The organism is Ancylobacter sp. VNQ12, from assembly GCF_049445835.1.
Classification (GTDB): domain Bacteria; phylum Pseudomonadota; class Alphaproteobacteria; order Rhizobiales; family Xanthobacteraceae; genus Ancylobacter.
Genome location: NZ_JBMSDU010000005.1, coordinates 42,831 through 55,700 on the forward strand (window position 1 = coordinate 42,831; position 12,870 = coordinate 55,700).

15 protein-coding genes are annotated in these 12,870 nt (G+C 66.8%); 10 read left to right on the forward strand and 5 right to left on the reverse strand.

Annotated elements, in window-relative coordinates; genetic code table 11:
* Positions 1 to 4: 4 nt before the first annotated feature.
* Complete coding sequence (locus tag ACO2RV_RS09350) at positions 5 to 1,021, reverse strand: ABC transporter substrate-binding protein (protein WP_423292157.1); 1,017 nt, start codon at positions 1,019 to 1,021, stop codon at positions 5 to 7.
* Between the two features lie 138 nt (positions 1,022 to 1,159).
* Between ACO2RV_RS09350 and ACO2RV_RS09355 the strand changes: the two genes are divergently transcribed.
* From ACO2RV_RS09355 to ACO2RV_RS09365, 3 genes are read left to right on the forward strand one after another with little or no spacing between them, the layout of a single operon-like run.
* Positions 1,160 to 1,549 (forward strand): RidA family protein, encoded by a 390-nt coding sequence (locus tag ACO2RV_RS09355; RefSeq protein ID WP_423292159.1) that lies wholly within the window; start codon positions 1,160 to 1,162, stop codon positions 1,547 to 1,549.
* A 38-nt stretch (positions 1,550 to 1,587) separates the two neighbouring features.
* The gene (locus ACO2RV_RS09360; protein ID WP_423292161.1) at positions 1,588 to 2,406 is read left to right on the forward strand and encodes a creatininase family protein; all 819 of its coding nucleotides are present in this window, start codon (positions 1,588 to 1,590) and stop codon (positions 2,404 to 2,406) included.
* Complete coding sequence (locus tag ACO2RV_RS09365; RefSeq protein WP_423292163.1) at positions 2,406 to 3,446, forward strand: Ldh family oxidoreductase; 1,041 nt, start codon at positions 2,406 to 2,408, stop codon at positions 3,444 to 3,446. The genes ACO2RV_RS09360 and ACO2RV_RS09365 overlap by 1 nt, the downstream gene beginning before the upstream one ends.
* Before the next feature lie 9 nt (positions 3,447 to 3,455).
* Here ACO2RV_RS09365 and ACO2RV_RS09370 read toward each other — a convergent pair whose 3' ends face one another.
* Positions 3,456 to 4,175, reverse strand: coding sequence for a phosphoribosyltransferase (locus ACO2RV_RS09370; RefSeq protein ID WP_423292165.1), 720 nt, complete (start codon positions 4,173 to 4,175; stop codon positions 3,456 to 3,458).
* 138 nt (positions 4,176 to 4,313) lie between these two features.
* Positions 4,314 to 4,841, reverse strand: coding sequence for an inorganic diphosphatase (ppa, locus tag ACO2RV_RS09375; RefSeq protein ID WP_423292167.1), 528 nt, complete (start codon positions 4,839 to 4,841; stop codon positions 4,314 to 4,316).
* Positions 4,842 to 5,171: 330 nt separating this feature from the next.
* On the opposite strand from ppa, the gene ACO2RV_RS09380 reads away from it, so the two are divergent.
* The 7 genes from ACO2RV_RS09380 to ACO2RV_RS09410 all read left to right on the forward strand — a co-directional run bounded on the left by ACO2RV_RS09380 (position 5,172) and on the right by ACO2RV_RS09410 (position 11,175).
* Positions 5,172 to 5,453, forward strand: coding sequence for a hypothetical protein (locus ACO2RV_RS09380; protein ID WP_423292169.1), 282 nt, complete (start codon positions 5,172 to 5,174; stop codon positions 5,451 to 5,453).
* Entirely contained in the window at positions 5,453 to 6,202 is a 750-nt protein-coding gene (aztA, locus tag ACO2RV_RS09385; RefSeq protein WP_423292171.1) for a zinc ABC transporter ATP-binding protein AztA, read from the forward strand. Before ACO2RV_RS09380 ends, aztA begins: the two co-directional genes overlap by 1 nt.
* Positions 6,199 to 7,068, forward strand: a complete 870-nt coding sequence (locus tag ACO2RV_RS09390) for a metal ABC transporter permease (RefSeq protein WP_423292173.1) — start codon at positions 6,199 to 6,201, stop codon at positions 7,066 to 7,068. The genes aztA and ACO2RV_RS09390 overlap by 4 nt, the downstream gene beginning before the upstream one ends.
* 11 nt (positions 7,069 to 7,079) lie before the next feature.
* A complete protein-coding gene (locus tag ACO2RV_RS09395; protein ID WP_423292175.1) occupies positions 7,080 to 8,054 on the forward strand; it encodes a metal ABC transporter solute-binding protein, Zn/Mn family in 975 nt (324 codons plus the stop codon).
* A 143-nt stretch (positions 8,055 to 8,197) separates the two neighbouring features.
* The gene (locus ACO2RV_RS09400; RefSeq protein ID WP_423292177.1) at positions 8,198 to 9,172 is read left to right on the forward strand and encodes a CobW family GTP-binding protein; all 975 of its coding nucleotides are present in this window, start codon (positions 8,198 to 8,200) and stop codon (positions 9,170 to 9,172) included.
* Between the two features lie 185 nt (positions 9,173 to 9,357).
* Positions 9,358 to 10,353: a WD40 repeat domain-containing protein gene (locus tag ACO2RV_RS09405; RefSeq protein ID WP_423292179.1), complete on the forward strand. Its 996-nt coding sequence runs from the start codon at positions 9,358 to 9,360 to the stop codon at positions 10,351 to 10,353.
* Positions 10,354 to 10,434: 81 nt separating this feature from the next.
* Entirely contained in the window at positions 10,435 to 11,175 is a 741-nt protein-coding gene (locus ACO2RV_RS09410) for an acetoacetate decarboxylase (protein ID WP_423292181.1), read from the forward strand.
* An 18-nt stretch (positions 11,176 to 11,193) separates the two neighbouring features.
* Here the strand turns inward: ACO2RV_RS09410 and ACO2RV_RS09415 are convergent, their stop codons facing one another.
* The gene (locus ACO2RV_RS09415) at positions 11,194 to 12,150 is read right to left on the reverse strand and encodes a nickel/cobalt transporter (RefSeq protein ID WP_423292183.1); all 957 of its coding nucleotides are present in this window, start codon (positions 12,148 to 12,150) and stop codon (positions 11,194 to 11,196) included.
* Complete coding sequence (locus tag ACO2RV_RS09420) at positions 12,147 to 12,848, reverse strand: DUF1007 family protein (protein WP_423292185.1); 702 nt, start codon at positions 12,846 to 12,848, stop codon at positions 12,147 to 12,149. Before ACO2RV_RS09420 ends, ACO2RV_RS09415 begins: the two co-directional genes overlap by 4 nt.
* Positions 12,849 to 12,870: the final 22 nt, after the last annotated feature.

Here is a 12,870-nt window from a genome sequence, read left to right on the forward strand (position 1 = left end):
CGGGCTACTTCGCCAGTTCCTTGCCGACGCCCTTGTTCACGAATTGCAGCGTGTAGGACTTCTTGTAGTCGATGTTGGGCGCGACGACCTTGGCCCCGACCATCTTGTCGTAGAAGCTCTTGACCTTGGCGTCGGTCATGGCGCCGACGCCAAGCGTCTTGGTGTCGCCGGAATCGACGATGCCGTACTCCTTCATCTTCTCGATGGAGAAGGCGATCATCTCGTCGGTCATTTCCGGATTGTCTTTTTTGATCAGCGCGTTGGCTGCGGTGTTGTCGCCATAGAGGTAATTGTACCAGCCGATGATCGAGGCATCGACGAAGCGCTGCACCAGGTCCGGGTTTTGTTGTACCAGCTGGGTGCGGGTCTCGATCGTGGTGGCGTAGGTGTCGAAGCCCTCATCCGCCAGCAGGAACAGCTTCGGCTTGAAGCCGCCCTGCTTCTCCACCGCATAGGGCTCGGAGGTGATGTAGCCCTGCATGGCGCTGTTCTTGTCGGCGAGGAACGGCGCGGCGTTGAAGGTGTAGGGCTTCACTTGGCTTTCGCTGAAGCCGTAATCGGCCACCAGCCACTGATAGTAGCTCGCCAGCCCCTCCTTGGAGATGAACAGGGTGCGGGTCTTCAGATCCTCGAAAGTGGCGACGTCCGGGTGCGCGATCAGCACCTGCGGGTCCTTCTGGAACATGGCCGCGACGATCACCGTCGGGATGCCTTCCACCACCGAGGAGAAGGCCTGCAGCATGTTGGCGCCCATATAGAAGTCGATCTTGCCAACCGGCAGCAGCAGCCGGTTATTGGCTTGCGGCCCGCCGGGCAGGATGGTCACGTCGAGGCCGTATTTCGCATAGGTGCCGTCGACCACGGCCTGGTAGAAGCCGCCATGTTCGGCCTGCGCCACCCAGTTGGTGCCGAAGGTGACCTTGTCGACGGCCCTTGCCTCCGGTGTGAAGCCTATGGTGCTAAGGGCGAGGGCGGCGAGCGCCGGCAGGCAGGAACGGAAGCGGGGAAGGCGGAAGCGCATCGATGTCTCCATCGCGATACGATGAACGGTGTGCGAATGTGCCGTCATGATAGGCGAGCTTAATCTCGATGCACATATGCACGTGTGACTGCTACGTCGTTTCCCCCAGCCTGGATCTCACTTCTCTGGAATTCGCCGATGCTGCGCCATTTGCTGCCCGCCGTCATTCGCCGCCCCTTCGCCCGTTACAGCCATGCCGTGGAGGTGCCCGCCGGGGCGCGGCTGCTGCTGGTTTCCGGCCAGCTCGGCATTGGCGTGGATGATGCCATCCCCGAGAGCGTCGAGGCGCAGGCGGCGATCTGCTTCCGTGCCATCGCCGCCTGCCTTGCCGAAGCCGGCATGGAAGTGGGCGACATCGTGCGGCTCAACGCCTATGTGACGGATCGCGCCCATCTCGCCGACTACATGGCGGCGCGCGACCGCTTCATCGCCGATCCGCCGCCGGCCTCCACGCTGATGATCGTCTCCGGCTTCGCCCGACCGGAATTCAAGGTCGAGGTCGAGGCGCTGGCCGCCCGGCGCGATTGAGCCTAAAAGCCCTTCTGCCTTTCACCGGACTGTCTGCCATGCCCCCCAAACGCTTCTGGACCGAACTCGCCTGGACCGATTTTTCCGCCGGCGACACGGAAAACTGGATCGCCGTGCTTCCCGTCGCCGCCGTCGAGCAGCACGGGCCGCATCTGCCGGTCGGCGTCGATACCTTCATCGGCGAGGGCTACCTGAAGGAGGTGGCACGGCTGCTCCCGGCGGAGGTGCCGGCCGTGTTCCTGCCGATCCAGGCCATCGGCAAGTCGAACGAACACATCCATTTTCCCGGCACGTTGACGCTTTCCGCCGACACGGTGATCCGCGCCTGGACCGAGATCGGCGAGAGCGTGTACCGCGCGGGCGTGCGCAAGCTGGTCATCGTCAATTCGCATGGCGGCAATGTGCCGATCCTTGATATCGTGGCGCGCGACCTGCGTGCCCGGCTCGGCATGCTGGTCGTCACCGTCTCCTGGCACCGCTTCGGCTATCCCGAGGGCCTGTTCTCCACGCAGGAGCGCCAGCACGGCATCCATGCCGGCGGGGTCGAGACCTCGCTCATGCTGGCCTTCCGGCCCGACACGGTGCACGAAGAGGAAGTGCGCGACTTTCCACCCGTCACGCTGGCCATGGAGCAGGAATTCTCCTTCCTGCGCGCCGGCACGCCGGCCGGTTTCGGCTGGATGGCGCAGGACATCCAGCCTTTCGGCGCCATGGGCAATGCGACCGAGGCGAGCCTGGAGAAGGGCGAGGCCTGTGCGGCCTATGGCGCGCGCGCCTTCGTCGAACTGCTGGCCGACGTACAGCGCTTCGACCTCGCGCGCCTGCCTGCCGGGCCGCTCGGCGGGGGAGCCAAGTGATGGAAGGTTCCGTGGCCGGTCCTGCCTTTTACGATATTCGCGCCAGTCTCGATGAGACGCGCGCCTATGCGGCACGGGTGCTGGCGCATTTCGGCGCCGCGCCGGAAAACGCGCGCATCACCGCTGCGGCGCTGGTGAGTGCGGAGGCGGACGGGCTCGGCACGCACGGCCTCGCCCGCCTGCCGAGCTACAGCGCCATGGTCGCGGCCGGCAAGATCGACGGCCATGCCGTGCCTTCCTGCCGGCGGGTCGCGCCGTCCGTGGTGGCAGTCGATGCCGGCAACGGCTTTGCCTACCCGGCTATCGAACTTGGCCTGCCGCTGCTGGCCGAGGTGGCCCGCGAGACAGGCATCGCGCTGATGGCGATCCGCCGCTCCAGCCATTTCGGCGTCGCCGGCCAGCCGGTGGAGAAGCTGGCCGTTGACGGTCTGGTAGGGCTCGCCTTCTCCAACGCCTCCGCCTCCATCGCGCCCTGGGGCGGCAAGCGGGCAGTGTTCGGCACCAACCCCATCGCCTTCGCCACGCCGCTGAAGGGGCGCCCGCCCGCCGTGGTCGACCTGTCGGTCGCCAAGGTGGCGCGCGGTAACATCCTCGCGGCGGTGCAGCGGGGCGATGCCACCATTCCCGAGGGCTGGGCCTTCGATCCCGAGGGCAACCCGACCACCGACGCCAAGGCCGGGCTCGCCGGCACCATGGTTCCCATGGGCGAGGCCAAGGGAACGGCGCTCGCCTTCATCATCGAGGTGATGGCGGCTGCGCTCACCGCCTCCACCTTCGCCTTCGATGCGCCGAGTTTCTTCGATGGCAAGGGACCGCCGGCGGCGGTGGGCCATGTCGTCATCGCCATCCATCCCGGCTTTGTCGCGGGCGACGCCTATCTCGACCATCTGGAGCGGCTCGCGCACGCCATCGAGACCGAGCCGGGCGCGCGCCTGCCCGGCAAGCGCCGTCTCGTCAACCGCGCCCGCGCGGCGCGCGAGGGCGTGACTCTCGGTGCCGCGTTGCAGAAGGCACTGGCCGGCATGGGCTTTTCCGGCTGAGCGGGGTGCTCATGCCGGCAGCGTCGACCAGTCCGGATACCAGCCGCCGTCTCCCTTGCGGAACAGCGGACAGCTGATCGGCGCGCGCACCAGCCCCGGCCAGGCGGGATCGATCGCGCCGAGCTTCTTCTGCCAGACATTGGTCTCCTTGATCGCCGTGGCGACGCCGACCACGTTGGCGCCGATGCGCTTCATCAGCTCAAGCTCGGCCGAGACGGTGCCGCCGGTGGAGATGACGTCCTCGACGAGCAGCACGCGCTTGTCCTCCAGCCGTTCCAGCAGGCGAGGGTCGATGAACACAGTCTTCGGCTTGAGCGGTGAGGTGATGGAGACCACCGGGATGGACAGTTCGTCCTCGAACCAGAATTTCCTGGAATAGCTCAGCGGCACGTAGTGGGGATGGCCGAGCTTCCTCGCCACCGAGGCGGCGAGCACCATGCCGAGCGTCGGCATGCCGATCACCACTTCGGGCGCGAGGTCGCGCACGGCCTCGACCATGGCGGAGGACAGCCGGTCCTCCAGCTCGAACGAGTTCTCGGTGATGCAGAGATAGGCGATGGCCGTGTCGAAATCGGGCGGCAGGGCTAGGAAGGGCAGGTCGGCCCAGTCGCCGTCGGGCAGCTTCACCGGATAGCTGTCGGTGTAAGGCGGCGGGCCGAGTTCGCGCAGTTCGGCGGCGGGGATGATGCGGTCGCGATAGGAGCCGCGGTCGAGGTAATTGAGAGGCATGGGAACTCCGGGGCTGGATCGGCATCGAACCAGCAACCGGAATGCCAAAGGCCGCCGGAAACGCCCGGCGGCCTTCGCTACTTTCGTCTCGGGCCGGATGGCCGGCAGGCCGTCAACGGCCGGAGCGGCGTGTTCGGCTTACTTCTTGAAGGCGGCAAGGCCCCGCACGATGACCTCGCGCGCGCCCGCCGCGTCCTTCCAGCCAGCGACGGAGACGGTCTTGCCCTTTTCCAGGTCCTTGTAGTGCGTGAAGAAGTGCTCGACCTGCTCGACGGTGAGGGGCGGCAGGTCCGTGTGGTTCACCACCTTGGCATGGTAGGGGTAGACCGAGTTCGCCGGCACGGCGAGGATCTTCTCGTCGCCGCCCTTCTCGTCGCTCATCATCAGCACGCCGACCGGGCGGGCCGCGATCACCGAGCCGGCCAGCAGCGGGATCGGCGAGATGACGATGACGTCGAGCGGGTCGCCGTCGTCGCCGAGCGTCTGCGGGATGAAGCCGTAATTGCCGGGGTAGAACATCGGCGTATGCAGGAAGCGGTCGACGAACAGCGCGCCCGACTCCTTGTCGATCTCGTACTTCACCGGCGCGCCGCCGGCCGGGATCTCGATGATGACGTGAATCTCGTCAGGCGGATTCGGTCCGGCCGAAATGCGTGAAATGTCCATGAACGGGCTCCAGATCGAACAGGCCGGCGACGCCGGCGAGCAAGGCGCCCTCTCATAAGGCGCGGCGGGCGTGCCGTCGAGACGGGCGGACCCATCAATTCGGCCGACGCACTGTCGCATGCGCACCGATGGCGGCATGGATGCGGGGAAGGATGGGCGATGGAAGCGGCCCCCTCTCCCCGACGGGCGAGGGAGGAAGAGCGTCCGCCGCTCACCAGCAATGACCGGGCAGATTGCGACGCGTGGGAGATGCGCGTCGATATAATATATCAATACGGGCTGGACGTCGTCGTTTGATATGTTGTATCATTTCGGCCATGGAGTTCGCCGATGCCCACCGCGCCTGCCGAGACTGACATCTCCACCATCGTGCCCGCCCATCGGCACGCCGATGAGCATGGACATGCCCATTCCCATTCCCATTCCCATTCCCATGCCCATGTGCATCCGCACCATCATCACGCCCATGGGCCGGGTCGCCGGCACCCTGCGGCGCGTCCCGGCCTGTCTCTCCTGCGGCTGGCGGTCTGGCAGCGGCTCGCCCTCGTCCTGCCGCTGGCGGCGTTGATCTGGGCGCTGGCGCTGGCAGTCATATGGGGCGGGAACGCGTGATGGGAGACGTGCTCGCCTTTCGCGATCTCACCCTCGGCTATGATCGGCACCCTGCCGTGCATCATCTCGACGGCACCGTGCCGGAGGGTGCGCTGCTGGCCGTGTGCGGGCCGAACGGCGCGGGAAAATCGACACTGCTCAAGGGCATAGCCGGAATCCTCGCGCCGCTTGCCGGTCGCATAGAGAGCCGCGTGCCGGCGCGCGAGATCGCCTATCTGCCGCAGGCGGCGGAGATCGACCGCTCCTTTCCCATCGACGTGTTCGACCTCGTTTCGACCGGGTTGTGGCGCCGTACCGGCATGTTCGGCGGCGTCGGCCGTGCCGACCGGGCCCGCATCGAGGACGCCATCGCCGCGGTCGGCCTCGGCGGTTTCGAGGCGCGTCCCATCGGCACGCTGTCCGGCGGCCAGATGCAGCGTACGCTGTTCGCCCGCCTGCTGTTGCAGGAGGCCCGCCTCATCCTGCTCGACGAACCCTTCACCGCGCTGGATTCCGGCACCGTCGCCGATCTCGTCGCGCTGGTGGAACGCTGGAACGGCGAGGGCCGCACCGTGCTCGCCGTGCTGCACGACATGGAGCTGGTGCGCCAGCATTTCCCGCAGACACTGCTGCTGGCGCGCGAGACGGTCGGCTGGGGCGCCACGCGTGAAGTGCTGACACACACCAATCTCAGCGAGGCCCGGCGCATGTGCGAGGCGTGGGACGACAATGCTCCAACCTGCGCGCCCGCACCGGTGAGGGCCGCATGATCTACGATTATCTCTTTGCGCCCTTTGCCGAATTCGACTTCATGCGCCGCGCGCTGGTCGGCGTGCTGGCGCTCGGCCTCGGTGCAGGTCCGGTCGGCGTGCTGATGATGCTGCGGCGGATGAGCCTTGCCGGTGATGCGATGGCGCATGCCATTCTGCCGGGCGCCGCGGTGGGCTTCCTCGCCGCCGGGCTCAATCTCTGGGCGATGACGGCGGGCGGGCTTGTCGCCGGCTTCGCCGTGGCGCTCGGCGCCGGGGCCGTGGCCCGCGCGACGCAGATGAAGGAGGACGCGGCGCTCGCCGCCTTCTACCTCGTCTCGCTGGCGCTCGGCGTGCTGCTGGTCTCGCTGCGCGGGTCCAATGTCGATCTCTTGCACGTGCTGTTCGGCACCGTGCTGGCGCTCGACGACGCGACGCTCATGCTGATCGTCTCGATCACCACGCTCACCCTCGTCGTTCTCGCCGTGCTGTGGCGGCCGCTGGTGCTGGAGAGCCTCGATCCCGGCTTCCTGCGCTCGGTCAGCCGGGCCGGCGCGCCGACCCATCTCGCCTTCCTAGCGCTGGTGGTGCTGAACCTCGTCGGCGGCTTCCATGCGCTCGGCACGCTGCTGGCGGTCGGCATGATGATGCTGCCGGCCGCCGCCGCCCGCTTCTGGACGCGCGAACTGACCCCGCTGGTGGCGCTCGCAGTGCTGATCGCCTGCGCATCGGGCGTGCTCGGCCTGCTGGTGTCCTACCATTCCGGCGCGCCCTCGGGCCCCGCCATCATTCTCGTCGCCGGCGGCGCCTATGCGCTCTCGGTGCTGTTCGGACCGGTCGGCGGGCTCATTCCCCGCTTCATGCCGCGCCGCCATCTCGAAGCCTGAGGAGATATCCCATGCTCAATCGCAGAACCTGGCTCGCCGCTCTCGTCGCGGCGACGCTTGTCACCCCGGCCCTTGCACAGGACGCGGCGCCCACCGCGAAGATGCCCGTCGTCGCCACCTTCTCCATCCTTGGCGACTTCGTACGCCAGGTTGGTGGCGATCGGGTGAGCGTCTCGACGCTGGTCGGGCCGAATGGCGACGCGCATGTCTTCCAGCCGGCCCCCGCCGACGCGAAGAAGATCGCCGCCGCGAAGGTCGTCTTCGTCAATGGCCTCGGCTTTGAGGGCTGGATCGACCGGCTGGTGAAATCCTCCGGCACCAAGGCGAAGATCTTCGTTGCCTCCAAGGGCGTCGAGCCGCGCGAAATGGCCGAGGAGGAAGAGGAGGCCGGTCACGACGCGCATGCCAAGGACGCCCACGCCAAAGACGCCCACGCCCACGAGGCGCACGACCATGGCGGCACCGATCCGCATGCCTGGCAGTCCGTGGCCAATGCCAAGCTCTACGTCGCCAACATCCGCGACGGGCTGATTGCCACCGATCCGGACGGCAAGGCCGCCTATGAGGCCAATGCCGCCGCTTATACCGCCAAGCTCGACGCGCTCGAGACCGAGGTAAAGGCCGCGATCGCCAAGATCCCCGCCGACAAGCGCCGCATCATCACCTCGCACGATGCATTCGGCTATTTCTCGGCCGCCTATGGCATCGAGTTCGTCGCGCCGCAGGGCGTCTCCACCGAGGCGGAGGCTTCCGCCAAGGACGTCGCCAAGATCATCCGCCAAATCAAGGCGGAGAAGATTCCGGCCGTGTTCATGGAAAACATCTCCGATCCGCGTCTGGTCAAGCGCATCGCCAGCGAGACCGGCGCGAAGATCGGCGGCGAGGTCTATTCCGACGCCCTGTCCGATGACAAAGGCCCGGCGAGCACCTACATCGACATGATCGAGAACAACATCCACCAGTTCTCCGCGGCGCTGTCGAGCTGAGGGCAACGGCTCCCTCTCCCCCGAGTGGGGAGGAGTGGGGTGAGGGGGCTCGCCGGCATCCGGCGTCCGACCCCTCACCGACCCGCTTCGCGGGCTCCCTCTCGCCAACGGGGAGAGGGAACGTAAAATTTGGAGCGACCTAGATGTCCGACGTGCAGCCCAACAAGATCCCCGTCACCGTGCTGACCGGCTATCTCGGCGCCGGCAAGACGACGCTGCTCAACCGCATTCTCTCCGAGCCGCACGGCAAGAAATTCGCCGTCGTCGTCAACGAGTTCGGCGAGATCGGCATCGACAATGACCTCGTCGTCGGCGCCGACGAGGAAGTGTTCGAGATGAACAACGGCTGCATCTGCTGCACCGTGCGCGGCGATCTCATCCGCATCATCGACGGCCTGCTGCGCCGCAAGGGCGATTTCGACGGCATCATCGTCGAGACCACGGGCCTTGCCGATCCGGCGCCGGTTGCCCAGACCTTCTTCGTCGACGAGACGGTCGGCGCCAAGACCACGCTCGACGCCGTCGTCACCGTCGCCGATGCCAAATGGCTGAAGGACCGGCTGAAGGACGCGCCTGAAGCCAAGAACCAGATCGCCTTCGCCGACGTGATCCTGCTCAACAAGACCGACCTCGTCTCGGATGCTGAGTTGAAGGATGTCGAGCTGCGCATCCGCGCCATCAACCCCTTCGCCCGCATCCACCGGACGCAGAAATCCGACATCGCCATTGACAAGGTGCTGGGGCAGGGCGCTTTCGACCTCGACCGTATCCAGGCGCTCGACCCGGACTTCCTCGAAGGCGGCCACAAGCACTTCCACGACGAGGACATGCAGTCCTTTTCCTTCGCGTCGGACAAGCCGCTGGACCCGGACAAGTTCTTCCCGTGGATCCAGGAACTGACTCAGACGGAAGGGATCAACATCCTGCGCTCCAAGGGCATCCTCGCCTTCAAGGATGACCCGGACCGCTTCGTGTTCCAGGGCGTGCACATGATCCTCGATGGCGACCACCAGCGTCCCTGGAAGGCGGACGAGGCGAAGACGAGCCGCATCGTCTTCATCGGCCGCCATCTCGACCGGGCGAAGCTGGAACAGGGTTTCCTCGCCTGCGTGGCGTGAGGGACGCTGACCCGGGACGTACCACCCGTCATCTCGGATACGGCCTGACGGGCGTTCCGGGATGACGGGGAGGGCGGATAAGGGCCTCCGGCAGTCCGGGATCACGGCGGAGTCGGACGTCCACCCGTGACGGCGGGCGCGATTTGGGCTAACCCGACTGCGTCCTCACGAGAGCCGATCCGCCCATGGCCGCCCTGTCTTCCTCGCCGTCCTCGCTCACCTCCAAACTCCGCAAGCTGGATTTCGGCACCGGCGTCGTCGGTGCGCGGTTCCTCGGCAAGGTTGCGGCGTTCGCCCTCGCCGAGGGCGACGTCGTGCTGGTGGGTGACGAGGAGACGCGGGTCGCCGCGCATAGGGGCGCGATCCTTTCCTTCTCCGCCGATGCCCGCCGCCTGCTGACCGGCGGCGATGATGGGCGCGTAGCGGCGACCTCGCTGGACGGCACGACGCAGACCCTGTTCGAGCAGAAGGGGCGCTGGATCGACCAGGTGGCCGCGGGCGCGGATGGGAGCTTCGCGTTTTCCGTCGGCAAGACCGCGCATTTCCAGCCCGCCAAGGGCGAGCGGAAATCGCTCGACTTCCCCTCGACTGTCGGCGGCCTCGCCTTCGCGCCGAAGGGCACGCGCCTTGCCGTGGCCCATTACGGCGGCGCCTCGCTGTGGTTCCCCAATGCGCAGGCCAAGCCCGAAGTGCTGGAATGGAAGGGCTCGCATCGCGGCGTGCTCTGGCACCCGGAGGGGCGCTTCGTGGTGACGACGATGCAGGAGCCGGCGCTGCATGGTTGGCGCCTGCCGGATGGCGCGCATATGCGCATGTCCGGCTATCCCTCGCGCGTGCGCTCCATGGAGTTCACCAGCGGCGGGCGCTTCCTCGCCACCTCGGGGTCGAGCGAGGCGATCCTCTGGCCCTTTGCCAGCAAGGAAGGCCCGATGGGCAAGCAGCCGACCATGCTGGCGCCGCGCGATGTGCGGGTCTCGGCGGTGGCCGCCCATCCCAAGGACGAGGTCATCGCCATCGGCTATGAGGACGGGCTGGCGATGCTGGTGCGCATCTCCGATGGCGCGGAAATCCTGCTGCGCGCGCCTTCCGGCAGCCCGGTGAGCGCGCTTGCCTGGCGGGCGGATGGCGGAGCGGTCGCCATCGGCACGGAGGATGGCGGCGCCGGCTTGCTCGTGCTGTGAAGAAAAGGTGACGCGGTTCGCGCTGTTGCAGCGCGGCATACTCGACTAGGCTCCAAGCATCGTTCAGCTTGAGGGCCTGCCATGAAGATCGAGGACGTCCGCCGCACCGCCTATTCCATGCCGCTGACCAGCCCTTCCTATCCGAAGGGGCCGTACCGCTTCTTCAACCGCGAATATTTCATCATCACCTACCGCACCGATCCCGCCGCGCTCCAGAAGGTGGTGCCCGAACCGCTGAAGGTCACTGACCCGATCGTCAAATACGAGTTCATCCGCATGCCGGATTCGACCGGCTTCGGCGACTACACCGAGACCGGGCAGGTGATCCCGGTGGAGTTCGAGGGCAAGAAGGGCGGCTACGTCCATTCGATGTATCTCGACGACGAGGCGCCGATCGCCGGCGGGCGTGAGCTCTGGGGCTTCCCGAAGAAGCTCGCCAAGCCGTCCTTCGAGGTCGAGAGCGACGTGCTGGTGGCCAAGCTCAACTATGGCAGCGTGCTCTGCGCCACCGGCACCATGGGCTACAAATATGAGGCGCTCGACAAGGAGGCGATCCTCAAGTCAATGCTGACGCCGAACTGGATGATCAAGATCATCCCGCATGTCGACGGCACGGCGCGCGTCTGCGAGCTGGTCGAGTATTATCTCGAGGAAGTCACCGTGAAGGAGGCGTGGACCGGCCCGGCCGCCCTCGCTTTGTTCCCGCACGCCATCTGCGACGTGGCCAAGCTGCCGGTGCTCGAGGTCGTCTCCGCCGTTCACATCAAATCCGACCTCACACTCGGCCTCGGCAAGGTCGTGTACGACTATCTGAAGGACTGACCGGCGGCGGACTGGGCCTCAACCGAGGCTCAGCCGCTCGCTCACCATGAAGCCGAAGGTCAGCGCGAGACCGAAGGCGATGAGCGCCAGCGCGGCGAGGAATTCCACGCCGCGCAGCAACAGCGCGCCGCCCGAGCCCGGACGGTTCGCGGCGAGGCGCACGGCGGCGTGCTTGGCGAAGACGGCGAGGGCGGCAATCGTGCTTACCGTGATCGCCGTGCCGATGCCCATCAGCAGCGTCGAGACCGCGCCGACCCAGAAGATGCCCTGCGTCAGCGCGAACACTAGGACGAGGATGGCGCCGGTGCAGGGCCGCAGGCCGACCGACAGCACCGCGCCCCACCATTCGCGCCAGCCATTGCCCTTCGGCAGGTCCTCGGGTGCGGGCAGATGCCCGTGGCCATCCTCGCAGGCTTCGCCGGGGGCATGGAGGTGCGCCGGCTCGCCGCGCCAGGCAGCGATGAGCGCGCGGCCCTTGAAATAGGCGAGACGCAGGCCGATCAGCACGATCAGCGCATAGGCGGCGAGCTCGATGATGTAGACCGCCCGGCTCATCGTCGCCGCGGTCGCGCCGATCACCACGGCGAAGACGCTCGCCACCAGGATGGCGGTCAGCGCCTGCGCGAAGGAGCTGGCGAAGGCGAGGCCGATGCCGCGCTTCAGCGTCGCCTCATTGGCGAGGAGGTAGGAGGAGATCACCGCCTTGCCATGGCCGGGGCCGGCGGCATGGAAGATGCCGTAGGCGAAGGAAATGCCTCCCAGCAGGCCGAGCGCGCTGCCATCCTGCTTGGAGGCGCGCACCGCGCTGGTGAGCAGGCGGTAGAACTCCGCCTGCTTGGCGAGGATGAAGCCGGCGATGCCGCCGGATTCGGGCAGTGGCGCCGCGACGCCGAACGGGCTCTGGGCAAGAGCGGGATGGGTCGCGACGATGCCCGCCAGCACGGCGAGCAGTGTCCAGAAGAGCTTGCGGCTCACGAGCAGCTCACCGTCACGCGGTTGGCGAACTGCGAGCCGAAGCTGCTCGCCGATGTCAGGGCGTTGAAGAAACCTTCCGACAGGTTGGTGGTGCCCACGGCCGCCGGGTCCGGGCGGTGCAGGGTCAGGCTGCAGCCGTCGGAGGCGCCGGCGAGCTTGATCGGATCGTCGTCGGCAAGCTGGAAGGCGACGAAATAGGTGGGATCGAACACGTCGAGCGTCATCGCGCCCTTCTTTGCCTGCGCCTGCGCGAAGGGAAGGGTGAAGTGCAGCGTCAGCGATGTACCGTCATAGGTGAGGGAGTAGTCCTTCGGCGGCGCGAACGCGATCGCCTCCTTGCCGCGCTTGGCATAGGTGAAATAGTCGAATTCCTTGAGGGAATCGATGTTCACCTGGGCGAGTTCCTTCAGCGTCTTCTCGCTCGGCTTGCCGTCCGCCGTGGTCTCCAGCCCCTGCAGCGCGTAGCTGGAAAAGCCCTCGTCGAAGGTCCAGGCGTGGCGGACGCCGGTCAGCTTGCCGTCCGGGGCGTAGTCGAGCTCGGAATTCACCGTCACCCACACGTGGGGATGGGCGAGGGCGGGTGCGACGAAGCTTGCGAGCAGCATAACGGTCGCGATGGCGCGTCTGAGCAAAGCCTGGTTCCTCTTGGAGGTAGCGCGCCAGTGGTGCGAGCCGAGTTCGGCGGAATGGTGGCGCACCTTCACCACCGCCCCGTGACAA

Coding starts and splice junctions, on each gene's coding strand:
- ACO2RV_RS09410 (WP_423292181.1), top strand. CDS start 10,435: ATGAAGATCGAGGACGTCCGCCGCACCGCCTATTCCATGCCGCTGACC.
- ppa (WP_423292167.1), bottom strand. CDS start 4,841: ATGGACATTTCACGCATTTCGGCCGGACCGAATCCGCCTGACGAGATT.
- ACO2RV_RS09360 (WP_423292161.1), top strand. CDS start 1,588: ATGCCCCCCAAACGCTTCTGGACCGAACTCGCCTGGACCGATTTTTCC.
- ACO2RV_RS09390 (WP_423292173.1), top strand. CDS start 6,199: ATGATCTACGATTATCTCTTTGCGCCCTTTGCCGAATTCGACTTCATG.
- ACO2RV_RS09350 (WP_423292157.1), bottom strand. CDS start 1,021: ATGCGCTTCCGCCTTCCCCGCTTCCGTTCCTGCCTGCCGGCGCTCGCC.
- ACO2RV_RS09380 (WP_423292169.1), top strand. CDS start 5,172: ATGCCCACCGCGCCTGCCGAGACTGACATCTCCACCATCGTGCCCGCC.
- aztA (WP_423292171.1), top strand. CDS start 5,453: ATGGGAGACGTGCTCGCCTTTCGCGATCTCACCCTCGGCTATGATCGG.
- ACO2RV_RS09400 (WP_423292177.1), top strand. CDS start 8,198: ATGTCCGACGTGCAGCCCAACAAGATCCCCGTCACCGTGCTGACCGGC.
- ACO2RV_RS09395 (WP_423292175.1), top strand. CDS start 7,080: ATGCTCAATCGCAGAACCTGGCTCGCCGCTCTCGTCGCGGCGACGCTT.
- ACO2RV_RS09405 (WP_423292179.1), top strand. CDS start 9,358: ATGGCCGCCCTGTCTTCCTCGCCGTCCTCGCTCACCTCCAAACTCCGC.
- ACO2RV_RS09355 (WP_423292159.1), top strand. CDS start 1,160: ATGCTGCGCCATTTGCTGCCCGCCGTCATTCGCCGCCCCTTCGCCCGT.
- ACO2RV_RS09370 (WP_423292165.1), bottom strand. CDS start 4,175: ATGCCTCTCAATTACCTCGACCGCGGCTCCTATCGCGACCGCATCATC.
- ACO2RV_RS09365 (WP_423292163.1), top strand. CDS start 2,406: ATGGAAGGTTCCGTGGCCGGTCCTGCCTTTTACGATATTCGCGCCAGT.